The organism is Rhizobium sp. BK181, from assembly GCF_014193305.1.
Taxonomy (GTDB): domain Bacteria; phylum Pseudomonadota; class Alphaproteobacteria; order Rhizobiales; family Rhizobiaceae; genus Rhizobium.
Genome location: NZ_JACHZA010000003.1, coordinates 16,529 through 41,763, shown reverse-complemented (window position 1 = coordinate 41,763; position 25,235 = coordinate 16,529). Strand labels below are relative to the sequence as shown.

Annotated in this window: 20 protein-coding genes; 6 read left to right on the top strand and 14 right to left on the bottom strand. The window is 59.7% G+C overall.

What is annotated here, in order from left to right:
* From trpA to FHT77_RS10150, 3 genes are read left to right on the top strand one after another with little or no spacing between them, the layout of a single operon-like run.
* Complete coding sequence (gene trpA / locus FHT77_RS10160) at positions 1-840, top strand: tryptophan synthase subunit alpha (RefSeq protein WP_183754859.1); 840 nt, start codon at positions 1-3, stop codon at positions 838-840.
* Between the two features lie 39 nt (positions 841-879).
* Entirely contained in the window at positions 880-1,782 is a 903-nt protein-coding gene (gene accD / locus FHT77_RS10155) for an acetyl-CoA carboxylase, carboxyltransferase subunit beta (protein WP_016556872.1), read from the top strand.
* 21 nt (positions 1,783-1,803) lie between these two features.
* Positions 1,804-3,156: a bifunctional folylpolyglutamate synthase/dihydrofolate synthase gene (locus tag FHT77_RS10150; protein WP_183754857.1), complete on the top strand. Its 1,353-nt coding sequence runs from the start codon at positions 1,804-1,806 to the stop codon at positions 3,154-3,156.
* A gap of 51 nt (positions 3,157-3,207) precedes the next feature.
* On the opposite strand, the gene trxA is transcribed toward FHT77_RS10150, so the two are convergent.
* From trxA to FHT77_RS10090, 12 genes are all read right to left on the bottom strand, one after another.
* Positions 3,208-3,528, bottom strand: coding sequence for a thioredoxin (gene trxA / locus FHT77_RS10145; RefSeq protein ID WP_007528746.1), 321 nt, complete (start codon positions 3,526-3,528; stop codon positions 3,208-3,210).
* 72 nt (positions 3,529-3,600) lie between these two features.
* A complete protein-coding gene (addA, locus tag FHT77_RS10140) occupies positions 3,601-7,152 on the bottom strand; it encodes a double-strand break repair helicase AddA (protein ID WP_183754855.1) in 3,552 nt (1,183 codons plus the stop codon).
* Positions 7,145-10,333 carry a double-strand break repair protein AddB gene (addB, locus tag FHT77_RS10135; protein ID WP_183754853.1) on the bottom strand — a complete coding sequence of 1,063 codons (3,189 nt, stop codon included), beginning with the start codon at positions 10,331-10,333 and terminating at the stop codon, positions 7,145-7,147. The genes addA and addB overlap by 8 nt, the downstream gene beginning before the upstream one ends.
* A 3-nt stretch (positions 10,334-10,336) precedes the next feature.
* The gene (locus FHT77_RS10130; RefSeq protein ID WP_183754851.1) at positions 10,337-11,068 is read right to left on the bottom strand and encodes a nucleotidyltransferase family protein; all 732 of its coding nucleotides are present in this window, start codon (positions 11,066-11,068) and stop codon (positions 10,337-10,339) included.
* A gap of 13 nt (positions 11,069-11,081) precedes the next feature.
* The gene (gene tsaE, locus FHT77_RS10125; protein ID WP_183754849.1) at positions 11,082-12,593 is read right to left on the bottom strand and encodes a tRNA (adenosine(37)-N6)-threonylcarbamoyltransferase complex ATPase subunit type 1 TsaE; all 1,512 of its coding nucleotides are present in this window, start codon (positions 12,591-12,593) and stop codon (positions 11,082-11,084) included.
* Entirely contained in the window at positions 12,590-15,148 is a 2,559-nt protein-coding gene (locus FHT77_RS10120) for a PAS domain-containing sensor histidine kinase (RefSeq protein WP_183754847.1), read from the bottom strand. The genes tsaE and FHT77_RS10120 overlap by 4 nt, the downstream gene beginning before the upstream one ends.
* 203 nt (positions 15,149-15,351) lie before the next feature.
* Positions 15,352-16,752 (bottom strand): adenosylhomocysteinase, encoded by a 1,401-nt coding sequence (gene ahcY / locus FHT77_RS10115; protein ID WP_183754845.1) that lies wholly within the window; start codon positions 16,750-16,752, stop codon positions 15,352-15,354.
* Between the two features lie 169 nt (positions 16,753-16,921).
* Entirely contained in the window at positions 16,922-17,197 is a 276-nt protein-coding gene (locus FHT77_RS10110) for an HPr family phosphocarrier protein (protein WP_016556881.1), read from the bottom strand.
* 16 nt (positions 17,198-17,213) lie between these two features.
* Positions 17,214-17,615 carry a PTS sugar transporter subunit IIA gene (locus tag FHT77_RS10105; protein ID WP_007528763.1) on the bottom strand — a complete coding sequence of 134 codons (402 nt, stop codon included), beginning with the start codon at positions 17,613-17,615 and terminating at the stop codon, positions 17,214-17,216.
* Between the two features lie 154 nt (positions 17,616-17,769).
* Positions 17,770-18,222, bottom strand: coding sequence for an HPr kinase/phosphorylase (locus FHT77_RS10100; RefSeq protein ID WP_409527443.1), 453 nt, complete (start codon positions 18,220-18,222; stop codon positions 17,770-17,772).
* Positions 18,219-20,009 (bottom strand): sensor histidine kinase, encoded by a 1,791-nt coding sequence (locus tag FHT77_RS10095; RefSeq protein ID WP_183754841.1) that lies wholly within the window; start codon positions 20,007-20,009, stop codon positions 18,219-18,221. Before FHT77_RS10095 ends, FHT77_RS10100 begins: the two co-directional genes overlap by 4 nt.
* Positions 20,010-20,087: 78 nt before the next feature.
* Positions 20,088-20,819 carry a response regulator transcription factor gene (locus FHT77_RS10090; protein ID WP_189637167.1) on the bottom strand — a complete coding sequence of 244 codons (732 nt, stop codon included), beginning with the start codon at positions 20,817-20,819 and terminating at the stop codon, positions 20,088-20,090.
* Positions 20,820-21,160: 341 nt separating this feature from the next.
* Between FHT77_RS10090 and FHT77_RS10085 the strand changes: the two genes are divergently transcribed.
* The 3 genes from FHT77_RS10085 to FHT77_RS10075 all read left to right on the top strand — a co-directional run bounded on the left by FHT77_RS10085 (position 21,161) and on the right by FHT77_RS10075 (position 23,915).
* Positions 21,161-22,771 (top strand): phosphoenolpyruvate carboxykinase, encoded by a 1,611-nt coding sequence (locus FHT77_RS10085; protein ID WP_183754837.1) that lies wholly within the window; start codon positions 21,161-21,163, stop codon positions 22,769-22,771.
* 96 nt (positions 22,772-22,867) lie between these two features.
* Positions 22,868-23,302 carry an alternative ribosome rescue aminoacyl-tRNA hydrolase ArfB gene (gene arfB, locus FHT77_RS10080; protein ID WP_183754835.1) on the top strand — a complete coding sequence of 145 codons (435 nt, stop codon included), beginning with the start codon at positions 22,868-22,870 and terminating at the stop codon, positions 23,300-23,302.
* Between the two features lies 1 nt (position 23,303).
* Positions 23,304-23,915, top strand: coding sequence for an alpha-ketoglutarate-dependent dioxygenase AlkB (locus tag FHT77_RS10075; RefSeq protein WP_183754833.1), 612 nt, complete (start codon positions 23,304-23,306; stop codon positions 23,913-23,915).
* Here FHT77_RS10075 and coaA read toward each other — a convergent pair.
* Together coaA and FHT77_RS10065 are read right to left on the bottom strand one after the other, a co-directional pair.
* Complete coding sequence (gene coaA, locus FHT77_RS10070) at positions 23,912-24,907, bottom strand: type I pantothenate kinase (protein WP_016556888.1); 996 nt, start codon at positions 24,905-24,907, stop codon at positions 23,912-23,914. The two genes, FHT77_RS10075 and coaA, sit on opposite strands and share 4 nt — an antisense overlap.
* Positions 24,904-25,227, bottom strand: a complete 324-nt coding sequence (locus tag FHT77_RS10065; RefSeq protein ID WP_183754831.1) for a phosphoribosyl-ATP diphosphatase — start codon at positions 25,225-25,227, stop codon at positions 24,904-24,906. Before FHT77_RS10065 ends, coaA begins: the two co-directional genes overlap by 4 nt.
* Between the last annotated feature and the right edge of the window lie 8 nt (positions 25,228-25,235).

Below are 25,235 nucleotides of genomic sequence, written 5' to 3'. Positions count from 1 at the left end.
ATGACCGCACGTATGGACAAACGCTTCGCCGATTTGAAGGCGGAAGGCCGGCCGGCACTCGTCACCTATTTCATGGGCGGCGATCCCGACTACGAAACCTCGCTCGGCATCATGAAGGCCCTGCCGGAGGCGGGCTCCGATGTCATCGAGCTCGGCATGCCCTTCTCCGATCCGATGGCCGATGGCCCGGTGATCCAGATGGCTGGCCAGCGCGCTCTGAAGGGCGGTCAGACCCTAAAGAAGACACTGCAGCTTGCAGCCGATTTCCGCAAAGCCGATGACGCAACACCGATCGTATTGATGGGGTACTATAACCCGATTTATATCTATGGCGTGGACAAGTTCGTCGATGATGCGCTGGCTGCCGGCATCGATGGCCTCATCATCGTCGATCTTCCGCCGGAGATGGATGACGAACTCTGCATCCCCGCCCTCAAGAAGGGGATTAATTTCATTCGCCTGGCAACGCCGACGACGGATGAAAAGCGCCTGCCGACCGTTCTCAAGAACACATCGGGCTTCGTCTATTACGTGTCGATGACCGGTATCACCGGCTCGGCGCTACCGGATACATCTCTCGTCTCCGGCGCCGTCAAGCGCATCAAGCAGCATACCGACCTGCCGGTTTGCGTTGGCTTCGGCGTCAAGACCGCCGACCATGCAAAGGTGATCGGCAGCTCGGCCGATGGCGTCGTCGTCGGCACCGCAATCGTCAATCAGGTGGCAACAAGCCTCACTAAGGATGGGAAGGCAACCGCCGATACCGTCCAGGCCGTCGCCACGCTTGTTCGTGGACTGTCAACGGGGACACGTTCGGCGCGCCTTGTTGCTGCCGAATAGTTTCCCCACATTGGCAATAGTCAATCAGGAGTTTTCGACTTGAACTGGATCACCAACTACGTCCGCCCCCGCATCAATTCCATGCTGGGCCGCCGCGAAGTGCCGGAGAACCTCTGGATCAAGTGCCCGGAAACGGGTGAAATGGTCTTCCATAAAGATCTGGAGAGCAACAAGTGGGTCATTCCGGCGTCCGGCTATCACATGAAGATGCCGGCAAAGGCTCGTCTTGCCGATCTTTTCGATGACGGCGCCTACGAAGCGCTCGTCCAGCCGAAGGTCGCACAGGATCCGCTGAAGTTTCGCGATTCCAAGAAATACACGGACCGCCTGAAGGACAGCCGCGTTAAGACCGAGCAGGAAGACACGATCGTTGCCGGCGTCGGCAAGGTTCGTGGCCTGAAGCTCGTCGCCGTCGTTCACGAGTTCAACTTCATGGGCGGTTCGCTCGGCATTGCGGCCGGCGAGGCAATCGTGAAGGCCTTCGAGCGCGCCATTGCGGAGAAGTGCCCGCTGGTTATGTTCCCGGCCTCGGGTGGTGCTCGCATGCAGGAAGGCATCCTGTCGCTCATGCAGCTGCCACGCACGACCGTTGCCGTCGACATGCTGAAGGAAGCGGGGCTGCCCTACATCGTCGTTCTGACGAACCCGACCACGGGTGGCGTCACGGCGTCTTACGCGATGCTCGGAGATCTGCACCTGGCAGAGCCCGGCGCGGAAATTTGCTTTGCCGGCAAGCGCGTCATCGAGCAGACGATCCGCGAAAAGCTGCCGGAAGGCTTCCAGACGTCGGAATACTTGCTGGAACACGGCATGGTCGACATGGTGGTCAAGCGCCACGATATTCCGGATACGCTGGCTCGCGTCTTGAAGATCCTGACCAAGAAGCCTGCAGCAAACCTCAACAAGGAAAGCGGGACGCTCGCGATCGCCGCGAGCGCCTGAGCCGACTAGGCGGGTCGCGCGATGATACCAAGGGGCCAGGCCGCAGTGAGCGAAGCAGCACAGGAAATCGACAAGCTCATGGGATTGCATCCCAAGGGCTTCGATCTATCCCTTGACCGCATTACCCGGCTTCTTTCCGTTCTCGGTGATCCGCAGACAAAGCTGCCGCCGGTCATTCACGTGGCGGGCACCAACGGCAAGGGCTCGGTAACTGCCTTTTGCCGGGCTTTGCTGGAAGCCGGCGGCTACAGCGCCCACGTCCATACCTCTCCGCATTTGGTCAACTGGCACGAGCGCTATAGGATCGGTGTCAAAGGCAGCCGCGGCCAGTTGGTCGATGATGCGGTTTTCGCCGAGGCTGTGCGACGCGTCGCAGCAGCCAATGATGGTCAGAAGATCACTGTTTTTGAGATCCTGACCGCCGTCACCTTCATCCTTTTTTCCGAGCATCCGGCGGACGCGGCTATCATCGAGGTCGGCCTCGGGGGCCGTTTCGATGCGACGAACGTGATTTCCGACCCCGCCGTCTCCGTCATCATGCCGATTTCGCTGGACCATCAGCCTTATCTCGGCGATCGCGTCGAACTGATTGCGGCCGAAAAGGCAGGCATAATGAAGCGCCGTTGCCCGGTCGTTATCGGCAAGCAGGAGTATGATGCCGCGCTCGACGTCCTGATGTCGACTGCGGAGCGACTGAATTGCCCGACGGCCGTCTTTGGCCAGGACTATATGGCACATGAGGAATATGGACGCCTCGTCTATCAGGACGAGTTTGGCCTCGCCGACCTGCCGTTGCCGCGTCTTCCGGGTCGCCACCAGTATGCCAATGCTGCGGCAGCGATCCGCGCCGTCAAGGCTGCCGGCTTCACGGTTACCGAGACCATGATGGAAAAGGCGCTGCTGTCGGTCGAGTGGCCGGGTCGCCTTCAGCGACTGAACGACGGGCATTTGATGGCCAGTGCCCCGGCCAAGGCGGAAATCTGGGTCGATGGCGGCCACAATCCTGGCGCTGGGGAAGTCATCGCCGAAGCCATGGCGAATTTCGAGGAAAAGCAGTCACGGCCGCTGTTCCTGATCATTGGGATGATCAACACCAAGGATCCGGTCGGCTACTTCAAGGCTTTCAAGGGACTTGCCGAAAAGGTCTATTGCGTGCCGATCCGTGGCAGCGACTCGATGATTGACCCGGTTATCCTGGCAAACGCCGCATATGATGCGGGCCTCGTCGCGGAGCCGATGTCGACTGTCCGCGACGCGTTGGAAGCAGTCAAGGAAGGCGCCTTCGAACAGGCCCACCCGCCACGTATCCTGATTGGTGGTTCTCTTTATCTCGTCGGCGATGTGCTTGCCGACAACGGCACACCCCCGAAATGAAAAAAGCCCGGTCAAATGCCGGGCTTCTTCAAATCTGCTGATAGGCAATGCTTAAGCGGCGCTTGAGATCCAGCTCGAAAGAGCGGTCTTCGGGGCAGCGCCAACCTTGATGTCAGCAACTTCGCCGGCCTTGAACATGGCGAGCGTCGGAATGGAGCGGACGCCGAACTGAGCGGCCAGTTCCGGGTTCTCATCGATGTTGAGCTTGGCGACCTTCACCTTGCCCTGAAACTCGACAGCGAGTTCTTCGAGGCTGGGGGCGATCATCTTGCACGGGCCGCACCATTCAGCCCAGAAATCGACGACGACGGGTTCTGCGGATTCCAGAACTTCCGACTGGAAGTTGTTGATATCGACTTTTACGGTAGCCATAGGCTGCTCCTTTACGGATTCCTGTTGAAACACATGTGAGCGTGCGGTGCGGGAATTTCAATGCCCGGTATTTCACTTTGTTTCGAGCTGCGCAAGCGCCGACGCCAATGCATCGGGCGTCAGGGTGTGAACGGAACCATTCTCGGTGTAAACCAGTACGCAATCGATGCGTTTGCCGGGATAGAGCGGCGCCAGGATTTCACGATAAATTGCAAGCTGAGCTTTGTGGGAAAAAGGAATCGTCTCTGCCGTCTGTGGCGGAACGCGATTGGTCTTGTAGTCGAGCACCACCACCCGATCCTCGAAGACTGCCATCCGATCAACGCGGCCGGAAACGGCGTGGTCGAGTCCGGCGATCGTCAGGGTGCCCATGACCGCGACTTCCGCCTGCGCGTGAGTTGAGAACACGGCCTTCAGATCGGGATCCCCTAATAGTTTCAGGACCGAATCTACGAGTCGCCGACGCTCGCTCTCCGGCCAGAAGCGCACAGCGCGCTCGACGTAGCGCGCTGCTGCATCGGCCTGCTCGCCGCGCGGCAGATCCGGCAGCGTCTGCAGCAGGCGGTGTAGGAGCCGCCCTTTTTGCAGGGAGCGATCCGGTTTGCCCTTTTCGTCAAAGAGCGGGGAGGTGACCAGAAGATCATCAGCACCATCGTCCACAATGGTCCCGACGCCGGAAGGGCTGAGCGGTCGGGGCAACTGTCTTCGCGGCGGCAGCGGCTTTGCCAGGCTCGGGGGGATATTCTCCGGCCTTGCGGCCTGTTCGGTGCGTACCAGCCGTTCGAACCTGCGCTCAATTCGGGGCACGCGCCATTCGATACCGGCCCAGGTGCCGTCCGGTCCGGAGAATGTCGCAGCGGAGACATGCGGATGACTGTCCGTCATCGCTGTCGAGATCATTGCATGCCAGGTATCGGTGTTCGGACGAATGCCCCGGTAACCGCAAACGATTAGGCGATCCGCAGCTCGCGTCATCGCCACATAGAGTAGCCGGCGATATTCCTGTTCCGCGAGCGATTGGAGGCGCGCCGCGTCAATTTGGGTGAGCGAGTTGCTGAGATCGCCGAGCGGAACCCAGGCTGGCATCGGCGGTTCGCCATGCTCCTGTTCAAGAAGCCGAAGCTTGGGCATGTGCGAGTGTATGAAGGCCTTTGATCCGCCGTCAACGAGGAACACGATCGGCGCCTCCAGACCTTTTGAAGCGTGGACGGTCATGATCCGGACTTCGTTCCGCCCCTTGTCCTGCTCGCGCTTAACCTCCGGCGCCTCAATTTCGAGCGTCGAAATGAAGGACTGCAGGCCGGGCAGGCCCGAGTTCTCGTGATCGAGCGCGAATGTCAGGAACTCGTCGAGAATGTCGCTTACCTCGGTTCCGAGGCGGGCAAGGAACTGTCGTCGGCCATCGTGGCATCCCAACACGCGCGCGTAGAAATCGTGAACCGACAGCGCTTTCGATTCATCGAGGAAGAGTTTGAGACGTAAAACCGCCGCTTCGAAGCGCGAATTGCCATCGGCGGCGAACTTCTGCGCGTGAGACCAGGCGCTCTCGCCCTCCGCACGAAGGGCAGCAACTGCAAAGACGTCGTCCTCGCTCAGATCGAGAAGCGGGCTCTTCATCAGCGCGGCCAACGAGAGATCATCTTCCGGCAACAGCAGAAAGCGGCCGAGAGCCACCAAGTCCTGCACCGCGATGTGGCTCGTCAGGCGCAGGCGGTCAGCACCGGCGACCGGTATGTCGCCGCGACGCTTTAGGGCGCGTGTCAGCGCGTTGACGAAGGCATCGCGCTTGCGTACGAGCACGAGGATATCGCCGGCGTCGATCAGTCGCTCTTTACCCTTCTCGACGATCGTTTCCTTGCCAACCAGATTGCCAATCGTGTTGGCGATGCGACGCGCAAGAATGGACGCTGGCGCGCTCTCCGGTGTAGCGTCAAAGGGTGCGGTCCAGTCTTCCTCCTTTATCGTCGCCTCCGGCGCCACCATCTCCCAGAGGTCGACCGCGCCGGGGTTGCCGATACGGTTGGAACGGTGAACCACTGGTTCGCCTGTCGCACTCAGCCCACGGGCATTCTCAGCTGGCGTGAAAATGTGATCAACAGCGGCAAGGACGTCCGAGGTTGAGCGGAAGGACAGCGGTAACCGCACCGTCGAGAAAGCAAGTCCGCTCTGGGAAACGCGCCGGCGCGTCTGTTGGCTTTCTTCGGAAAAGCGCTCGGGGCGGGCACCCTGGAACGAGTAGATAGACTGCTTTTCGTCACCAACGGCAAACAGGGTCCGCACGGCGGTGCGGGCGCTCTCGCCCGAAAAGAAATCCTCGGCTAGCGACTGGATGACGCTCCATTGGATCGGGCTGGTATCCTGTGCTTCGTCGACGAGAATATGGTCGATGCCCTGGTCGAGCTTGTAGTGGATCCACGGGCCAACGTCGCTCTTGTTCAACAGCTCTGCAGTCCGCGTTATCAGATCCTCGAAGTCGAGTTGGCTACGATGTCTCTTGAGGTCGTCGTAATCCTTGTTGAGACGGTCGGCGAGGACCAGCGCGGCGCGGGTGGCCTCGTACATGCGCACGGTTTTCAATCGATCCCGGCACGATACGACGTGCGCTCGTGCCGTTGCGACGGCATCAACGAGTTCTGGCGCCTCGTTCAACATCGCCTTCACGAAAAACTGTGAATCCGCCTTTGGCTCTCCCTTTCCCGTAAGGAAGACTTTCTCCAGCAGCAAAGCACGCCGCGCATAGTCGCGTTCGCGTGAGGCTGACCGCAAGGCGGCTGCAATGACATGTGCTTTGGCCCCGCCCTTCTGGTCCGCAAGGTTTAGATACTGGTCAAGCACGCCGCCACGCAGCCCGTCGAGTGGCCAATAGGCCTCGGCTATGCCAACCGTAGTGTCATTTTCGGAGAGGGAGAGCTTCGTGCGCAGCACGGCTTCGATGCCGCCCCGACGCTCGGCATCCTGGGTAAACGCTCGGATCGCATTGCGGTTGGCGATGATCTCCCCGAGAAGGTTTTCGAGGCCTGACTCATCGCCGAGATTGAGCACATAGGCGAAGGCTTCCGCGAGCGCCGGGTCATCCTCTGGTGTCGTTGCCGTGAGCAGTGATCGACGCGCGTCCGAAAGAAGCGTCGCGGCCGCTCGATCGTCGAGCACGGAAAAATGCCCGGCCACGTTCGCTTCCAGGGGAAACTGATGCAACAGCGCCTCGCAGAATGCATGGATGGTCTGGATCTTCAGTCCACCCGGAGTCTCGAGCGCTTTGGCAAAGAGCCGCCTCGCCTCCGCAAGCTTTGCAGGCTCGGGTGTCCTGCCTTCGATCCGCGCAATGCGCTCTTCAAGCTCCACATCGGTCAAAACGGCCCATTCGGCGAGCCTTTCGAACACTCGGTTCGACATTTCGGATGCTGCCGCCTTCGTATAGGTCAGGCAGAGAATCGCCGACGGGCGCGCCCCGGCCAATAGTAGTCGGATGACGCGCTGCGTCAGGACATGTGTCTTCCCGGAACCCGCATTGGCCGAAACCCAGGCAGAGCGTTGAGGGTCGGATGCGATGGACTGCTGGATGGTCGTCCAACTCGTCCAGGCAACGGGATCGTCGCCCTCGGGCAATGTTGTTTCATCATTCATCGCCGGTTGCCTCGTCGCTCTCCGCCGCTGACCACTCCGAGACGCGGGCCAGATGATCGTAGTCGCCACCAAAGTCGAATTGCTGTGCCGGCAGAAGCCGGGACGTAAAGCCCTTTTCACCCGACTGCAGAAGCGAGACAAACTTTATGAGCTGATCGATCGACTCGACCGCCAGATCCATAGCCGACTTTGTCTTGTCGTTCCTCGTCGACGTCTCGTTGTTGACGGCATCGACCTGGAAACGATCTCCCGGGCGAAGTCGCACATAGAGAAGATTCTGCGGAACGAGACTGCCGGCGTCCCGGAAGGCGCCGGCGTGAAGCGCAGCGGCCTCCAGCGCCAACTGGGGATCGAGAAGGGCGCGAGCTTGAGACGCAGAAGGATTGTATCCGGTCTTGTAGTCGATGATATCGGCAGCTCCCGTCCCCGTGATGTCTATCCGGTCGGCGATACCGCTGAGCCTGAGATTGATTTGCTCCAACTCGACGCCGCCGCGCACTTCCGTCAGCGTCTTTCGGATATCCGGTCGTCGTCGTGCCTCCCAATCAAGAAAGGCGCGGGCAACCTCGCGAAAGCGCGGGCGCCAGACAATGTCGATGTGTGCGGGCAGTTGTTCCGTGTCGAACAACTCCGCCAGAATGACCTCCATCGCCGTTTCCGCCGCGGGTGTTCCCGCGATGTGACCTTCGCGGATGAAGCGATCGATGATCTTGTGATAGAGCGTTCCTCGTTCGGCGGCACCCGGATCCCGGTTGAAGGGTGCAACAGGGTCGAGCCGCAGAATCCGGCGTGCGTATATCGCATAGGGGTCACGACGAAGCCGCCCCACCTCACTGAACGAATAGGACTTCGGCTGCATTTCCTGTGGTGGCGTTGGGCTTGGGCGTTGTGCCGGTGCCTGGCGATCGCCCTGATCGATCAGATTCGCCCAATGCACAAAATGGTCTCCACGACCCTTCAGCTCTGCCTCGAACTCCTTCCCGCCAAACGCGAGCAGTCGCTGCAGCCACCGCGACGCAACAGTTGGCGTCGAACCTTGCCTGAGCGCCCGCGAATAGATGAGATGACGCGTGCCGTTGGCCATTTCGAAGTCGTGCGCCAGTTGGCCAATCCGTCGCTCCGGCGGTTCGAGCCCGATCTCGGTCTTCATGGTGCGGGAAACAAAGGGATTGTTGGACGTTTGCCCCGGCCACGACCCTTCGTTCAGCGCTCCGAGGATGAGCGTGTCTACGCTCTGCAGGCGAGCCTCCAGCGTGCCGAAGATGAACAGCCTTGGATGACTTAGCGCCCGCGGCTTTGCTGCCTGGCCTGCGAGAAGCGCTGCGGCAATATCGATCCATTGCGGCCCGTCGGCGTTGATCCGTCCTTCGGTTTCAATAACCTCGCCAAGCATTGACGCCAGCGTGTCGCCCGCTTCCCCCGACCAGAGCCCGGCAAGGTCACCGCGATCGTCGCCGGCCACGGCCTCCAGGGCGCGCCCGGTGCGCTTCGCCCATTCGGAAAGGGCAAAGCTGGTGGTCAGTCCTCGCTCTTCGGGTAGGCTTCGAACGAGCGCCGAGGCGAGCGGTTCGGTGGCTTCGGCAATGCGACGGGCAAGGGCACGGGCGTGATCGACTGCACCGGCGGGGAGCGCCTTTCGCCATTGCGGCGCGTGACGATCCTGGGCCTGCTTGGACAGCTGCTGCTCGAAAAGCGGTTCGAGCGCAGAGATGTCGACCTCGGCTACGCCACCCCGGAGCGCAAGAAGCTCCAGTGCCGCGACGGCTTCGACAAGCGCGCTACGCTCCAGCCCAAAGCGGGCCAATGGATGCTTGAGCAGCCCGACGATGGCGACCGGATCACCGGGGCGAAGCGTTGCTTCGAGCAGCAACTGCAGCAATGTTCCCTGTGGTGTTGCGGAAAGCGGCGTGCCGGCAGAATCATCCGCAACGATGCCAAAACGCGCGAGTTCGGTGCTAACGCGTCGGGCGAGGTTTCGATCGGGCGTGATCAATGCCGCCCGGCTCTCGCCGTCTTTGCCGGGCCGTTCGAGTGCCAAACGCAGGGCGATCGCAATCGCGGTCGCTTCCTCTCGCTCGTTGCCTGCCTCGATCAGCGAGACATCGGCAAACGCTATCGAGATGGCCGTGGCGGGTAGCTTCGCCTTCCAGCTTCCCCAGTCACTGGTGGCCTCGGCAGGGGCGAGCGCATGCGACAGGATTTCAGCGCGGCGCTGCAGTTCCTCTGGTGGCTCTGCAAGCGGCACAACGTCCTCGCGCATCAGTTTCAGTCGCTTCAGCAACTGGGCTAGGCCGTATTGTGAGTGACTGCGGCTCGCGGGATCCGCTGGCTTCCGATCGTCCGGTGCCACCATTCGCCAGTGCTCATCCGGCATCCCGAGGTCGAGGCCCGGTAGAACGATCACGCCTTCCCGAAGGGCGGCGACCGCCGCGATAAGGTCGGCCGTCGCCGGCACCGAACCGGTGGATCCCGCAATGATGATGGGTCCCATCGGTCGGGTTGTCGCAAGACGATTCGCCTCCGCCCGAAGGATGGCGTTTCGATGCCGCGCCGGCGACGACTTGCCAAGCTCGTTCAGCCTCTCCGGCCAGAAGGTGCTGGCGATCTGCAGAAATTCGGCCGTCAGTTGCCACCAAAGCGCATAATCCTTGGCATTCAATCGGGACAGCTCGCTCCAATCCCGATCCTCGGTTTCGATCGCATCGATGAGTTCCGCAAGGTTCCGCGCAAGCCAGATGGCGTCGGCGGGACTTGCCGGCGCAACGAGTGGCGAATCGGAATGGATGCTGCGGACAATTTCCGGGAGTTTGTTTCGCCAGGCGAGGATGAGGCGGGCGAGTTCCAGCAGCCGGGCGGTATTCGAGAGCGGCTGGGCAAGATCCAAGGTTTCCGGTAAGGCCTCGTCGAAATAGCCGCTGTCGTCATCGGTTTCGCCGAGTGGGCGGATGACCGGTAGGATCGCAGATCGACCGCCTAGCAGGTCGACGAATTCCGAGCGAAGCACACGTGCCGCACGCCTCGTCGGCAGATAGATCGTGGTTTTAGAAAGCGATAGAGGATCGTCGGGATCATACCGGAATTGCGGTGTCAGCCGGCCGTCACAAAGGCTTTCGGCAAGGGTCCTCAGAAAAGGAAGCCCCGCGGGGATGGTTAAGACCCTCGGCCGGTGATGCTCGGCCATCCGTCATGCAAACGTCCGGTATCGCCGGATCGTTTCCTCCGCCTCGCCGATGGCTTCGGGTGTCCCGACTGTGAGCCAGTGTCCTTCGAGCACCGTACCATAGAGCCGGCCTTGGGAGATCGCCTTGTCGAAATATAGATTGAGGTTGAAGGCATCGGCTGGAGCGTCGTCCAGGAACGACGTGTTCATGGCAATAGCGCCGGCGTAAACGACCGGACCCGGCCCGGACTCAGCAAAACGCGTCAACCGGCCATCCCGGGCCATGTTGAAATCGTTCTTGCCGTTGTGGCCGGTTGTATCTTCCAGCTTCACGCAGAGCATCGCCATATCCATGCTTTCCGGTCGGAAGAATCCGGCTAAGCGTGTTAGGTTGCTCGGAACGTTTGGGCGTTCCCCGATCCAGAAGAGGTCGGCATTCGTGACGAAAACCTCGCCGGGAACAAGCAGCTTTAGGCCCTTTGCAAGCCCACCGCCGTTGTTCATCAGCTTCTCGCGCTCGTCGGAGATAATGATCTCGAGGTTTCGGTAAGAAGCCAGATGAGCCAGCATCTGGTCTGCGTGGTGATGAACGTTGACCACGACCTTTTCGACTCCGGCTTCGGCAAGTGAATCCAGCGCGTAGTCGATCATCGCCTTGCCGTCGATCTTCACGAGCGGCTTCGGGATCGTGTCGGTAATTGGCCGCATGCGGGTCCCAAGACCTGCAGCGAGAACCATTGCTTGCTTGATACTCATCTGATCCGAGAAATTATGATTCGCTTGGTACTATTCCAGCCCTTACGCACCAGTCGCGCAAGGGGGCAAGCGCTTCATGCTTCAGCGCAACGGAAAGATAGGACAGGGTGCGCGGCATATGTTTCATATAGCCAGGCTTTCCGTCTCGTTGCATCAAGCGAACCCACAGGCCGACAAGCTTGCAGTTGCGCTGCGCCGACATGATCGACCAGCTCTTCAGGAAGCGGACTTCATCGAAGCTGCCCTCTACTCTGCGCAGTGATAGATAGTCGTCCATCAATTGCTGGAAAAGATCCGGAGAGATCGTGACACGTGCATCCTGCACTATAGAAGCAAGGTCATAGGCCGTCGGGCCGATCATTGCGTCCTGGAAATCAATCAGTCCAACGCGCTCAATGCCTCTCTCGTTCTCTCGCCAGATGATGTTGGGTGAGTGAAAATCGCGCAGGAGAAGGCTCTTTTCCGCCGTGTCCAATTCGTCGATCAGCCTATCCCAGATGGCAAGATATTCGTCCCGCTCGGCATCACTGGCTGCGATGCCCCCACGCTTCCAGGGCAGGTACCAATCGAGAACGAGGCGCACCTCCATCTTCATCGCCGTTCGGTCGAAATCCGGGATGTGATGGACATGGTTGACCGCGACTCGGATGTCCTGCGGGATTGTCAGCGAATGGAGGTGTGCAAGGCAGGCGACGCTTGCCCGGTAACGATCGACGTTAGGTTGGCCCTTCGCGTCGAGAACGCCGTCCGCGCCAAGGTCTTCCAGAAGCAGAATGCCCTGATCGTAATCGACATTGTAGACTTCGGGTGCTGCAAAACCCTCCCGCCTGAGCACATTGGCAATGGCAACGAAGGGATAGGCATTTTCCGCGATATGCGCGACCTTTGGATATGGCTTGCCATCCAGGACCGGGGGCCCCTCCGGCAGCGGCGGCCAGTCCATCAGCACCCGTCGCTTCGCGTCATCGGCATAGATGGCCTCGTAGGCACGGAGTGACGCATCTCCTGTCAGGAAACGACGCTTTGCGCCGGAATATCCTGCGTTATCAAGGAAATCGCGTATTGCAAGGACACGGTGGATTCGTGCCGCCTGCTTTTCCGGCGCAACGATGGTTGCCCGTCGACCTGCACCCTCGTGCTCCAGCGTCAGCATAATCCGGTCTCCCGGCAGCTCGCCGGCCGCCATCTCAGGCCATTCCACGAGGCAGATGCCGTCCTGGAGCGCTTCATCAAAGCCAAGTTCGGTCAGCTCGGCCGGATCGCCAAGACGGTACAGGTCGAAATGCGCGACCGGAATGCGCAGGTCATACGTTTGCACAAGCGTGAAGGTGGGGCTCGGCACCTCGAGCTCGGCGTCATCCGCCATGGCCCGCAGAAATGCGCGGGCAAGCGACGATTTCCCCGCGCCAAGATCGCCGGACAGCGCAAGGCAATCACCTGGCTTCAACGCCAGCGCCAAATCTTCGCCAAAGCGGATCGTTTCAGCCTCATCCTGGAGGAAGAGGGAAATGACGGGAGCCATCATTCGGCTGCGACGGACGTCGGAAGATCGACCGAAGGAATCCGGCAGGTCACGATCGTGCCCTTGCCCGGTTGGCTGTCGATGGTGACCGTCCCGTGGTGAAGACTGACGAAACTGTCGACGATCGAAAGCCCAAGGCCGGCGCCGCCCCTCTTGCCATTTGTTGCGCCGGTGGCGAATCGGTCGAACACATTGGCGATCATATCCTGCGAAATGCCAGGGCCACGATCACTGACGGCAAAGACGAAATCCATGCCCTCACGCTTGCATTCAAGCGAGATTGACGACCCTTCCGGCGAGAAGTTGGCGGCATTGGAAAGCAGCTTCACGAGGATCTGCTTCAGCCTTTGCGGGTCAGCAACGATCGAGCCCAGATGTGCGGGAGCCGTAATCTCCAGTGTTACGCCGCTTTCCTGCAGCCTGTCGGCAATCTGCATCGACACGTCGTCAAGCAGGTCGCCAAGATCAATCGCCGAATAGTTGAGCCGCATGATTCCGGCGTCGACGGTGGCTAGATCGAGGATATCGTTGACGAGCGTCAGCAATACCGAAGAGGACGTGGAAATGTGATCGATATATTCGGCCTGCCGGTCGTTCAGCGGTCCGAGCCCCGGCGTGCGCAGCAGATCGGTGAAGCCGATGATGTTGGTAAGCGGCGAGCGTAGCTCGTAGGATACATGCTGGACGAAGTCGTTCTTAAGCTCGTCCGCCTTGCGCAGTGCCTCGTTCTTTTCCGTCAGGGCGCGCTCGGCACGGACGCTGTCGGTCATGTTGACGAAGGTCAGCATCGTCTGCGCGTTCGGCAACGGAATGACTGCATAGTCGAGCACGAGGCCTGAAAATAGTTCGAGCGTCCCCTGGCTGGAACGCCGCTCGTCGTCGAAGCTGGTGATCAACTCGCCAAAGGTCTTCCATCCGTCCGGACGATCATAGGACTGAGAGCATGACTCTCCAAGGGCACGGATGTGCGTGCCCGCCTTCGCCTCGGCCTCGGTAACTCCCCAGAGTGCACGGAAAGCGGGATTCGAGAGGCGAATGCGCCCGTCGGGCCCAAAGACCGCCACACCTTCCGATAGATGGTCGATCGTCTCGCCCTGTACCTTGAGAAGCGTATTGTAGCGTGTTTCGAGGTCGACCTGTTCGGTGAGGTTCTCGAATACCCAGGTCGCACCACCCTGAGGATGTGCTGTTGCAAAGACCCGCAACGTCTGGCCGTTCGGCAGGTGCCAGAGGTCAGATTGGGTATCGAGCGCACGGTAGACCGAAAGCGCGGCTTCCTTCCAGGATTTCCAGTTGAGTTGATCAGGCAGCTTCTTGGCGGCCCTCAGGCGCTCCAGCAGTTCTGCGTTGTCCGGGCGGCTCTCGAGGAACGCGATATCGAATTCCCAGAGGGAGACGAAAGCCTGATTATAGAATTGCAGCCGACGGTCACCGTCGAAGATTGCGACAGGCGTTGCGAGGTGGTCTAGTGTTTCGGCGTGGCTCTTTAGCGTGCGCTCGAGCTCGGCGCGAACAGCTTCGATGCCGGAAACGTCGACAGCGATCCCGGCGGAGCCGCTCGGGACCTTTACATCGACGACGTCGAAGAACGTTCGGTTGCCGGACACCACGGTGGAGATCTTGTCGTGGAATGGCGACTCAGTTGTCGCCGTCGCGCGGATCCGCTCACGGGCAACGGTTGTTAGAAACTCACGACCCTCATTGACGGCCTGCTCAGGCGTGGTTGCCTCGACGGCCTCGCCGTAGGCCTGATTAACCCAGGTCAGTCGGCCTTCGGTATCACGCTGCCAGGCTGGAAGGTCGATTGCATCGAGCATGCTCTGGAATGCCGAGATCGAGGACAATAGTCTGTCCCGTTCGATCTTCAGTTCGGCAAGCTCGGCCCGTAGATTGTTCAGCGCAACAAAGCGGACGAATGCACGTCCGCCCGAAACTCGGCCCTGCGCCTCGAGGATTTCTTCGCGATGGGTTTCGACAACCATGTCGAAGCTGTGGGCCGATCCGCGCAGGCGATCGATCGCACGCTCAAGCTCAGATGCCGACCGCGGCTTCAACCACAATCCGAAGGCCAGGAATTCGCTGTCCTGCGGCGCGCCGGTTTCGGCCGGCAGCTGACCGATCAGTTCAGGACGCTCGCCGCCATCCCAGATGACGATCCGACGGTTCTTGTCCGCAATCAGGGCCTGATACTGCGAAATACGCTGTTGCGCGTCAGAGAGGGCGGAGCGGATTTCACGGCTTTCGCTTTCGAGGTTTCCGCGCTGGCGCACAACCCAAAGGGTCGAAAGCAGCGCGGCGGAAATCACGCCGATCACCACGGAGAGACCAACAACCTGCGATGAGGTGAAAAGATGCGCCGCTGCAACCGTCTCGGTCTCGACCTGTGCGAAAACCGGCCGCGCAATCGATGCGATGGCCGTGCCAGCGGCAAAAATCCGTGCCACGCGAGACACGATGCCGGTGCTGACAGGTTTCCGTTCGCCCGAATGGACCGGGCAGTGGTCAGCGTAGGCGCCAACCTCTGCCTGTTCGACCGGGCTGTGCATCATTTCCGACATGCGCGGTATGTCTCCGTCCTTTAATGTGCCGCATCACGACAAGACATCCCATTTTCGAAGCAAACGGACACGTCCGTGGCTACGAATCGAGTTTTAAAACAATACTTCGGAAGGGAATCGGCGGGAAGGTGTGTGCCAAAAAATAAGGGCGCCGCGTTTGTCAATGCGGCGCCCTCTAGATGTTGTGGATATCAATCCTGCGATCAATATCTGTAGTGGTCAGCCTTGAACGGGCCTTGCGGCTTTACGCCGATATAGGAAGCCTGCTCCTCAGAAAGCTGCGTCAGATTTACGCCGAGCTTATCGAGGTGAAGGCGCGCGACCTTCTCGTCGAGGTGCTTCGGTAGGATGTAGACTTGGTTCTGGTACTGGCCGGGCTTGGTGAAGAGCTCGATCTGCGCCAGCGTCTGGTTCGTGAACGAAGCCGACATCACGAAGGACGGATGGCCGGTCGCGTTGCCGAGGTTCAGCAGGCGGCCTTCCGACAGCAGGATGATGCGGTTGCCCTTCGGGAACTCGATCAGGTCGACCTGCGGCTTGATGTTGGTCCACTTCAGGTTACGCAGGGCAGCGACTTCGATCTCGTTGTCGAAGTGACCGATGTTGCCGACGATCGCCATGTCCTTCATCGCGCGCATGTGGTCGATGCGGATGACGTCCTTGTTACCGGTCGTGGTGATGAAGATGTCGGCAGAAGACACAACGTCTTCGAGCGTGACGACTTCGAAGCCGTCCATGGCTGCCTGCAGCGCGCAGATCGGGTCGACTTCGGTAACCTTGACCCGGGCGCCGGCGCCCTGAAGCGAGGCAGCCGAACCCTTGCCGACGTCGCCGTAACCGCAGACGACGGCAACCTTGCCGGCCATCATCACGTCGGTGCCGCGGCGGATACCGTCAACCAGCGATTCCTTGCAGCCGTACTTGTTGTCGAACTTCGACTTGGTGACCGAGTCGTTGACGTTGATGGCAGGGAAGGGCAGCAGGCCCTTCTGGGAGAGCTGGTACAGGCGGTTAACACCAGTGGTGGTTTCTTCGGTTACGCCCTTGATCGCGTCGCGCTGCTTGGTGAACCAGCCCGGCGAAGCGGCGAGGCGCTTCTTGATCTGTGCGAAGAGGATCTCTTCCTCTTCCGAATGCGGGTTCGACAGTACGTCTTCGCCAGCTTCGGCGCGGGCGCCGAGCAGGATGTACATGGTGGCATCGCCGCCATCGTCGAGGATCATGTTGGAGAAGCCACCATCGGTCCACTGGAAGATCTTGTCGGTGTAGACCCAGTAATCATGCAGCGACTCGCCCTTGATGGCGAAAACCGGAACGCCGGAAGCGGCGATCGCGGCGGCAGCATGGTCCTGCGTCGAGAAGATGTTGCACGATGCCCAACGGACTTCAGCACCGAGTGCAACGAGCGTCTCGATGAGAACGGCCGTCTGGATCGTCATGTGCAGCGAGCCTGTGATGCGCGCGCCCTTCAGGGGCTTCGCCTCGCCGAACTCAGCGCGGCAGGCCATCAGGCCCGGCATTTCGGTTTCAGCGATCGTGATTTCCTTGCGACCGAAGTCTGCGAGGCCGATATCGGCGACGATATAATCTTTTTCAGTGCTCATTGGGTTTTCTCCAGGCTGAAAAGCGGCTCAAAAATTCAAAGGCGCACAAAGGGCACCAAACGCGTCCACGCAGTCTGCGCGGCGATGAAAGGCCGTTTAGCAGGCTTCTATGACGAAGGCAATAATGATATAAAGAAGTCTTTATATGTTTATATGAGCCGGGAGCGGCTCACATTTCCTCGCCGAACCGGTTCTGGATCAGCTCGTCGAGTGCATCGAGCGCTTGTGCAGCCTGGTTGCCGCTGGCCGAGATCAAGACGCTGGAGCCCGGGCTTGCCGCCAACATCATCAATCCCATGATCGATGTCCCGCCGACCGTCATTCCATCTTTCGATACAGTGATGGCGGCATCGAAATTCTCGACCAGCTGTACGAATTTTGCCGAAGCCCGTGCGTGCAATCCGCGCTTGTTGATGATCAGAATTTCACGGGAGAGTGCCGTCATGGGCGCGATGTGCTCACTATTTGCCACTGAGAACGCGGCTCGCGACGTTGATGTATTTCCGCCCGGCCTCGGAGGCTTCGACGAGCGCCTTCTCCATGTTGTTCTCGCCGCGTACACCCGCGAGCTTGATGAGCATCGGTAGATTCATGCCAGCAATGACTTCCGTGTGGCCGCTGCTCATGACTGAAATTGCCAGGTTGGAGGGGGTACCACCGAACATGTCTGTCAGGATGACAACTCCATGGCCGTCATCGGCACGGGATACTGCTTCCAGAATATCTTGTCGCCTCTGATCCATGTCGTCTTCGGGACCGATACAGACCGTTTCGATGAATTTCTGAGGACCGACAACGTGTTCGACCGCATGACGAAACTCTTCAGCCAGCTTGCCATGAGTGACAAGCACAAGTCCGATCATGATATTACTGCTCCTAATGGCATATTCCAAACGGTGGCCCCAATATCGCAATGCAGCAATCGCGTCCACCGTGGGGGCACATCTTGGCGATCAAAAGCCGAAGTGCAAGACAAAAATACGACTTTATGGGCCCGTTTTGCCGATTTTGCGGGCATTACTGTCCGATGTCCGGTGCTTTTGCCATCAATATCGCCAGCGGCAACGGAGTATTAGCCAGCAATCGAATGACCGGTAGTTCTATGCTACCAGCAATAGTTGTTCGCTCACCGTCTGGCGGCAACCGTTTCTCGCCAGACGGGCTTCCGGGAAGAATGGCATAGTGAATTGTTGCGTTGACAATGTACGGCACGCGGACAAGGCCAGTGCCGCGCAATTCGAGCAAACCGGCAATCGAGGCAGGACATGTTGCTATCACCGCTCCGTCCACTTCGCTAACTAGCGCCTGATCGTCGGCGACGAGCGAGGAAAAGATGCCCATGCGTTGCGCTTCGTTGATGCAGGTGAACGCCAGCATCGATTTCCCCCAGCCCGACGGCCCCAGGAAGAGAAGGCCGGTCTTGCCGATGACGATGGCGGTTGCGTGGATGTTTGAAGGCTTGTCCATCACAGGGTAGTGTCGGCGGGAAGGGCGAGAATGAAGCGCGCTCCGAGAAGTTTTTCGGTCTCGGGATCGATGATGTTTTCCGCACGCAGCGAGCCACCATGTGCTTCGGCGATCTGACGGCTGATCGACAGCCCGAGGCCCGAATTCTGTCCAAAGCCTTCGGATTCCGGTCGGTCGGTATAGAAGCGCTCGAAGATGCGGTCGATGTCTTCTGCCTGGATGCCCGGCCCGTTGTCCTCGACGTATACGATGCAGCGAGAGCGCGTTCGCACCAGTCTCACGGTGATTCTGCCGTCATGCTCCGGAACAAACGAGCGGGCGTTTTCAATGAGGTTGGTGATGACCTGCCCGATGCGCAGGTCATGGCCGTTCACAACAAAACGTGTCTTCACGCCTGGCTTGCGCTCGATCGCGAATTCGATCTGTACATCTTTTCTGCGATTGCGAATTTGCCGCGATACGTCGATGAGATCGCGAAGCAGAATCTCCAGATCGACCGAACCGGCGTCAACGCGCGCCAATTCAGCATCGAGACGAGAGGCGTCGGAAATGTCGCTGATCAGACGGTCGAGCCGGCGAACGTCGTGCTGGATGACATCAAGAAGCCGCTTCTTGGACTCGTCTGTTTTTGCCAGAGGCAGCGTTTCGACGGCGCTGCGGAGCGACGTCAGCGGATTCTTCAGTTCGTGGCTGACGTCGGCCGCAAAGCTTTCGATCGCGTCGATGCGATCGTAGAGCGCGGTCGTCATTTCGCGCAGCGCAATGGAGAGGTTGCCGATCTCGTCCTGCCGTGCGGAAAAGTCGGGAATTTCTTCGCGTTCCTTCGCGCCGCGGCGGACGCGGATGGCGGCAGCCGACAGGCGCCGCAGCGGGTTGGCGATTGTTGAGGACAAAACGAGAGACAGCAGAACGTTGACGAGTGTCGCGACACCAAAGACGCGCATGATGCCGAGGCGCTCGGCGTGAACGATGTTGTCGATATCGCCGGCCTGGGTCGACAGGAGCAGCACGCCCAGAACAGCACGGAACCGCTGGATCGGAACGGCAACCGAAACGATCAACTCGCCCTTTTCTGTGGTGCGAACCACAGCGCCGCGAACACCAGTCAGTGCGTTCATGACCTCGGGATAAATCGAGCCGTCGCCACCCGGAGCTTCCTTGTAGAGGGGGAGGTTTCCTGGTTGCAGGACCTTGTTGAAGATCGTCGTGAACCACTGGCTCCAGCTCTGCTCCTCGTCATCGACGGGCGGCAAATCAAAACGTAGGACCTGGCCGCGTGAATAGAGATGGCGAGAGTCGAGAAGCAGGTTGGCGTCAGCGTCAAAAATGCGTGCGCGGGTTCTGGTCGGAGAAATCAGCCGACGCAGCACAGGCGCGACCTTTTCCGGATCGATCGGGAATTCGAGATCCTCGTCGTTCGGAACCGGGGTAATGCTCTGGCCAGCCTGCAGTTCGAGCAGCTTCTCGGGGTCGATGGTAATCGAGTTGGTGTCCACCGACGCGGACGCGGAAACCGCGCCGGCGATGATTTCGCCCTGCGTCAGAAGGCTTTCGACGCGAGCGTCGATCAGCCCTTCGCGGAACTGATTGAGGTAGAGAATGCCGCCGACGAGAACGACCAGCGCGGCCAGATTGAAGAAAAGGATGCGACGCGTCAGGCTCGAAAAGACGGCGTTGCCGAAGATGCGGCGGATGATCGTGAAGGGGTGCGACCAACGCCGTCCCCTGAAGCGGCGGCTGCTCACGCCTTCCGCCTCATCCAGATCTCTTTCCTGCACCAACTGTGCCAACCACAGGCCCTTTCGGAGAGCGGACCGCTTTCGCGATCGTCACTCTCGACAATTATCAGATGCCGCGCCGCTTCGGCGTCAGGCTGCTTCGCGGAAGCGGTAGCCCACTCCGTAGAGCGTTTCAATCATATCAAAGTCGGTATCGACCATCTTGAATTTCTTGCGGAGCCGCTTGATGTGGCTATCGATGGTGCGATCGTCGACATAGACCTGCTCGTCATAGGCCGCATCCATCAATGCGTCACGGCTTTTGACGACGCCCGGACGCTGGGCCAGAGAATGCAGGATAAGGAATTCGGTCACCGTCAGCGTCACCGGCTCACCCTTCCAGGTGCAGGTGTGGCGTTCCTGGTCCATGACCAGCTGGCCGCGCTCCAGCGAGCGAGCGAGCTGTTGTGCCGTGCCCGGCTTTGGTGCAGCACCACCGGCGGCAGCAGCAGCCTCGCGGCTCGATGCCCGGCGCAAGACGGCGCGGACGCGCTCGACCAGCAGACGCTGCGAGAAGGGCTTGGTAATGAAGTCGTCGGCGCCCATCTTCAGGCCGAACAACTCATCGATTTCCTCGTCCTTGGAGGTGAGGAAGATGACCGGCATGTCGGATTTCTGCCGCAAGCGGCGCAGGAGCTCCATACCATCCATGCGCGGCATCTTGATATCGAAGATGGCAAGCTGTGGCGGGCGAGCAAGAAGACCGTCGAGGGCTGAGGCGCCGTCCGTATACGTCTCGACCTTGTATCCTTCTGCCTCGAGTGCAATCGATACCGAGGTAAGGATGTTGCGGTCGTCATCAACGAGCGCGATTGTCGGCATGGTATTCGTCTCCGTCATCTATGCGCGTCTCCAGGATTTTAGAAGGTCCCCAGGCGGCCTCTCTGAACCGGATGCGCTTATCGGGATAAAGGTGGAACAAATTGTGGCAAAGATAAAGGGTTGGATTGTTCTAAAGTTTTGAGCGCAACCGAGAGATGTATCGAAAATCCGCGTGGCCACTTCTGATTCAAACGATTTAAAATAAGGCAGGAAAATTTAAATCGATTAATAGTTTGATATTACTACATTTTATCAATTTTCCTCTATTGCGTTTTAAAAAAACCGCCCGTACGGTCACCCTCAGTTCTTAACGGCACGAGCCTCAAGGGAAGGGAAAGACCATGGAGCTGTTCGGAGTCCACAACCCGGCGATAGAGCTGGCGACGATCGGTTTGGGGAGCGCAAACAGTGCTCGTTATAACTTTACGGCCGCCTCCCTCTATGAAGAATCGATTCGCCGGGGCGAGGCTCAGCTGACCGCCCATGGTGCCTTGCGCGCCCTGACCGGCCAGCACACCGGCCGCTCGCCGCGCGATAAGTTTGTCGTTCGTGACGGGAACACCGATGATGAGATCTGGTGGGACAACAACAAGCCGATGTCGCCGCAGCACTTCGCGTTGCTGAAGCAGGACATGCTCGCGCACGCTGCCGGCAAGGACCTGTTCGTTCAGGATCTCATCGGCGGTGCCGACGAAAACAATGCCTTGCCGACGCGTGTCGTCACCGAGCTTGCTTGGCATTCGCTCTTCATTCGCAACCTGCTGATCCGTCCGGAGGCCTCGGCACTTGCGACCTTCGCCCCGAAGCTGACGATCATCAACCTACCGACGTTCAAGGCGGATCCGGAACGCTATGGCTGCCGCACCGAGACCGTCATCGCTTGCGACCTGACGAACGGCGAAGTGCTGATCGCCGGTACGTTCTACGCCGGCGAGATGAAGAAGTCGGTCTTTACCGTGCTGAACTACCTGCTCCCGGCAAAGGGCGTCATGCCGATGCACTGCTCGGCCAACGTCGGTCCTGACGGCGATGCCGCGGTCTTCTTCGGTCTCTCGGGGACCGGCAAGACGACGCTTTCCGCAGATCCTGCCCGCACGCTGATCGGCGACGACGAACACGGCTGGGGCGAGGACGGCATCTTCAACTTCGAAGGCGGCTGCTACGCCAAGACCATCCGCCTGTCGGCCGAAGCGGAGCCGGAAATCTACGCAACGACGCAGCGCTTCGGCACCGTCCTCGAAAACGTTGTCCTCAACGACCGGCGCGAGCCCGACTTCAACGATGGGTCGCTGACCGAAAACACGCGTTGCGCCTATCCGCTGGATTTCATTCCGAACGCGTCGAAGACAGGCCTTGCTGGTCATCCTAAGACGATCATCATGCTGACGGCAGATGCCTTTGGCGTCATGCCGCCGATCGCCAAGCTGACGCCGGATCAGGCGATGTACCACTTCCTGTCCGGTTACACGGCCAAGGTGGCAGGTACCGAGCGCGGCGTGACGGAGCCGGAAGCAACCTTCTCGACCTGCTTCGGTGCTCCGTTCATGCCGCGGCATCCGTCGGAGTACGGCAATCTTTTGAAGGATCTCATCGGTCGTCACGGCGTTGAATGCTGGCTTGTTAACACCGGCTGGACTGGCGGCGCTTACGGCACCGGCAAGCGCATGCCGATCAAGGCGACCCGCACGCTGCTCGCTGCAGCCCTCTCGGGCGACCTCGGCAAGGCCGATTTCCGTGTCGATCCGAACTTCGGCTTCGCCGTTCCTGTTACGGTGCCGGGTGTCGACACGGCTATCCTCGATCCGCGTTCCACGTGGCAGGATGCGATCGCCTATGACGCGCAGGCCAGCAAGCTGGTGACGATGTTCATCGAGAACTTCGCGAAGTTCGAAGGCCATGTCGATGGTGGGGTGCGCGATGCGGCCCCGGGATTTCGCGCCGCCGCTGAGTGACGCGCCAAAACATTGATGATTCACGTGAAACCCGGCGGCCTCCGTCGGGTTTCTTTGTCTGTTTCCAAGGGCCGGCCGATATGAGATAGAAAGCGCATGGCCAGCGAACCCCTTTACATCAACGATCGAATCACCGTCGCCGGGTGGGAGCTGACCGAGCAATTTGTCCTCGCAGGCGGCCCTGGCGGGCAGAACGTCAACAAGGTTTCGACAGCCGTCCAGCTGTTCTTCAATATTCCGAACTCCCCTTCGCTGAACGAGCGCGTGAAGGGGAATGCCGTGAAGCTCGCCGGCAAGCGCCTTTCGAAGGAAGGCGTGCTGATGATCGAGGCAAGCCGCTTCCGAAGCCAGGATCGTAACCGGGAAGACGCGCGAGAGCGGCTGAAAGAGCTTATCCTCGAGGCGGCAAAACCGCCTCCGCCGCCGCGCAAGAAGACCAAGCCGACTAAAGGATCAGTCGAACGTCGGCTGAAGGAGAAGTCGGGTCGGTCGGAGGTGAAGAAGATGCGCGGACGACCGCTCGGTGATTGATATGCTGAAGCTGCCGAATGGCGTCAGTCACCGCCCTGACTATCTGGACCGGCCACAGCAGCAGGCATTGGTCGATATCATCAGGTCGATCGTCGCGGACGCGCCGCTGTTTGTGCCCATCATGCCCGGCACCGGCAAGCCGATGTCGGTTCGCATGACGAATTGTGGCCCGCTCGGCTGGGTCACCGACAAGGAGCGTGGCTATCGCTATCAGCCGACCCATCCTGTGACCGGCAAACCTTGGCCGGGTATCCCTGCGGAACTGTTGGAAATCTGGAACGATGTCTCCGGCCACGACAAGCCGCCGCAGGCCTGCCTTGTCAACTACTACTCCGACGAGGCGCGTATGGGACTGCATCAGGACAAGGACGAACAGGATCTCGCAGCCCCCGTCGTGTCGATCTCGCTCGGCAATAGCTGCCTGTTTCGCGTTGGTGGTCTCGGGCGCAACGACCGGACGCTTTCCTTCAAGCTCTCAAGCGGTGACGTCGTGGTCTTGGGAGCGGAAGGGCGCCTTTGCTTCCACGGCGTCGACAAGATATATCCATCAACATCGACGCTGCTGAAGAACGGTGGTCGCATCAACCTGACGCTTCGCCGGGTAACGCCCTAGAGCTTTCTCAGAGCTACCTGTTCGATCAGGTGATTATTGCCCTTGCGCAGGATCAGATCGGCCCGCGGGCGTGTCGGCAGGATGTTTTCCCGCAGGTTCTTCAGGTTGATGTTTTCCCAAAGGCCTTCGGCGATCGTCAGCGCTTCCTCCTCGCTGATCGAGGCATAGCGGTGGAAGAAGGAATGGGGATCGCGAAACGCTGTTTCACGCAGTCGCATGAAGCGCGCCACATACCAATCGTGAATCCGGCTTTCATCCGCATCGATGTAAATCGAGAAGTCGAAGAAGTCGGAAACCATCGGCACGATCTTGCCGCCGGCCGGCAGGTCGCGTGATTGGAGGACGTTGATGCCCTCGAAGATCAGAATGTCGGGCCGGTCAACGATCTTGTATTCGTTCGGCAGCACGTCGTAGACCAGATGCGAATAGGACGGCGCCTTGACGTTCGGCTGGCCCGCCTTGATCGCCGCCAGGAAACGCAGGATCGCGCCGGTATCGTAGCTCTCGGGAAAGCCCTTGCGCTGCATCAGGTTTTCGCGCTGCAGCACGGCGTTCGGATGCAGGAAGCCGTCGGTGGTCACAAGGTCCACCTTCGGGCTCGACGGCCACCGCGTCAAAAGTTCCTTCAGGATACGGGCCGTGGTGGATTTGCCGACAGCCACCGACCCCGCGATGCCGATCACAAACGGCGTCTTTGCTACGTCAGAGAGGCTGAGGAAGCGATTGCGTTGCTCGAAAAGCAGCTGTGACGATTCCACATGCGCCGAGAGGAGCCGCGAAAGCGAGAGATAGATCCGCCGCACTTCATCGAGATCGATCGGATCACCCATGGAGCGTAGCCGCTTGACCTCGTCGCCTTTCAGCGTGAGCGGTGTATCGGCACGGAAGCGTGCCCATTCCTCGGAGGAAAAGAAGTGGTAGGGCGAATACGCATTCGCCTGAAAATGATCGAGCGTCTCGGGCGCTCCGATGAGTTGTCTTGCGATACTCATGAACTTTGCCGGCTCGCCTTTTCTGTCAGGCCGGATTGAGCGGTGCGCCGCTCAAGCTCCGCCATCACACTTTGCAACGGAATGCCCGCCACCTTCAATACGACCAATAGGTGATAGAGAAGATCGGCGGCTTCATAGGTGAGGTTCTCGCGGTCATCGGTGATCGCGGCCATCACGGCCTCGATCGCCTCTTCGCCGAGCTTTTTGGCCGCCTTTGGCTGGCCTGCAACAACGAGTTTTGCCGTCCAGGACTCTTCCGGCGAGGCTTTCGACCGGGCATCGACGATCTTTTCGAGGTCGGCGAGGGTGAATTCGCTCATGATTCTGC

What these genes read in the sequence shown, in the direction of transcription:
- trpA (WP_183754859.1), top strand. Translation starts at nt 1, where the DNA reads ATGACCGCACGTATGGACAAACGCTTCGCCGATTTGAAGGCGGAAGGC.
- FHT77_RS10150 (WP_183754857.1), top strand. Translation starts at nt 1,804, where the DNA reads ATGATACCAAGGGGCCAGGCCGCAGTGAGCGAAGCAGCACAGGAAATC.
- trxA (WP_007528746.1), bottom strand. Translation starts at nt 3,528, where the DNA reads ATGGCTACCGTAAAAGTCGATATCAACAACTTCCAGTCGGAAGTTCTG.
- addA (WP_183754855.1), bottom strand. Translation starts at nt 7,152, where the DNA reads ATGAATGATGAAACAACATTGCCCGAGGGCGACGATCCCGTTGCCTGG.
- addB (WP_183754853.1), bottom strand. Translation starts at nt 10,333, where the DNA reads ATGGCCGAGCATCACCGGCCGAGGGTCTTAACCATCCCCGCGGGGCTT.
- FHT77_RS10130 (WP_183754851.1), bottom strand. Translation starts at nt 11,068, where the DNA reads ATGAGTATCAAGCAAGCAATGGTTCTCGCTGCAGGTCTTGGGACCCGC.
- tsaE (WP_183754849.1), bottom strand. Translation starts at nt 12,593, where the DNA reads ATGATGGCTCCCGTCATTTCCCTCTTCCTCCAGGATGAGGCTGAAACG.
- FHT77_RS10120 (WP_183754847.1), bottom strand. Translation starts at nt 15,148, where the DNA reads ATGTCGGAAATGATGCACAGCCCGGTCGAACAGGCAGAGGTTGGCGCC.
- ahcY (WP_183754845.1), bottom strand. Translation starts at nt 16,752, where the DNA reads ATGAGCACTGAAAAAGATTATATCGTCGCCGATATCGGCCTCGCAGAC.
- FHT77_RS10110 (WP_016556881.1), bottom strand. Translation starts at nt 17,197, where the DNA reads ATGACGGCACTCTCCCGTGAAATTCTGATCATCAACAAGCGCGGATTG.
- FHT77_RS10105 (WP_007528763.1), bottom strand. Translation starts at nt 17,615, where the DNA reads ATGATCGGACTTGTGCTTGTCACTCATGGCAAGCTGGCTGAAGAGTTT.
- FHT77_RS10090 (WP_189637167.1), bottom strand. Translation starts at nt 20,819, where the DNA reads ATGCCGACAATCGCGCTCGTTGATGACGACCGCAACATCCTTACCTCG.
- FHT77_RS10085 (WP_183754837.1), top strand. Translation starts at nt 21,161, where the DNA reads ATGGAGCTGTTCGGAGTCCACAACCCGGCGATAGAGCTGGCGACGATC.
- arfB (WP_183754835.1), top strand. Translation starts at nt 22,868, where the DNA reads ATGGCCAGCGAACCCCTTTACATCAACGATCGAATCACCGTCGCCGGG.
- FHT77_RS10075 (WP_183754833.1), top strand. Translation starts at nt 23,304, where the DNA reads ATGCTGAAGCTGCCGAATGGCGTCAGTCACCGCCCTGACTATCTGGAC.
- coaA (WP_016556888.1), bottom strand. Translation starts at nt 24,907, where the DNA reads ATGAGTATCGCAAGACAACTCATCGGAGCGCCCGAGACGCTCGATCAT.
- FHT77_RS10065 (WP_183754831.1), bottom strand. Translation starts at nt 25,227, where the DNA reads ATGAGCGAATTCACCCTCGCCGACCTCGAAAAGATCGTCGATGCCCGG.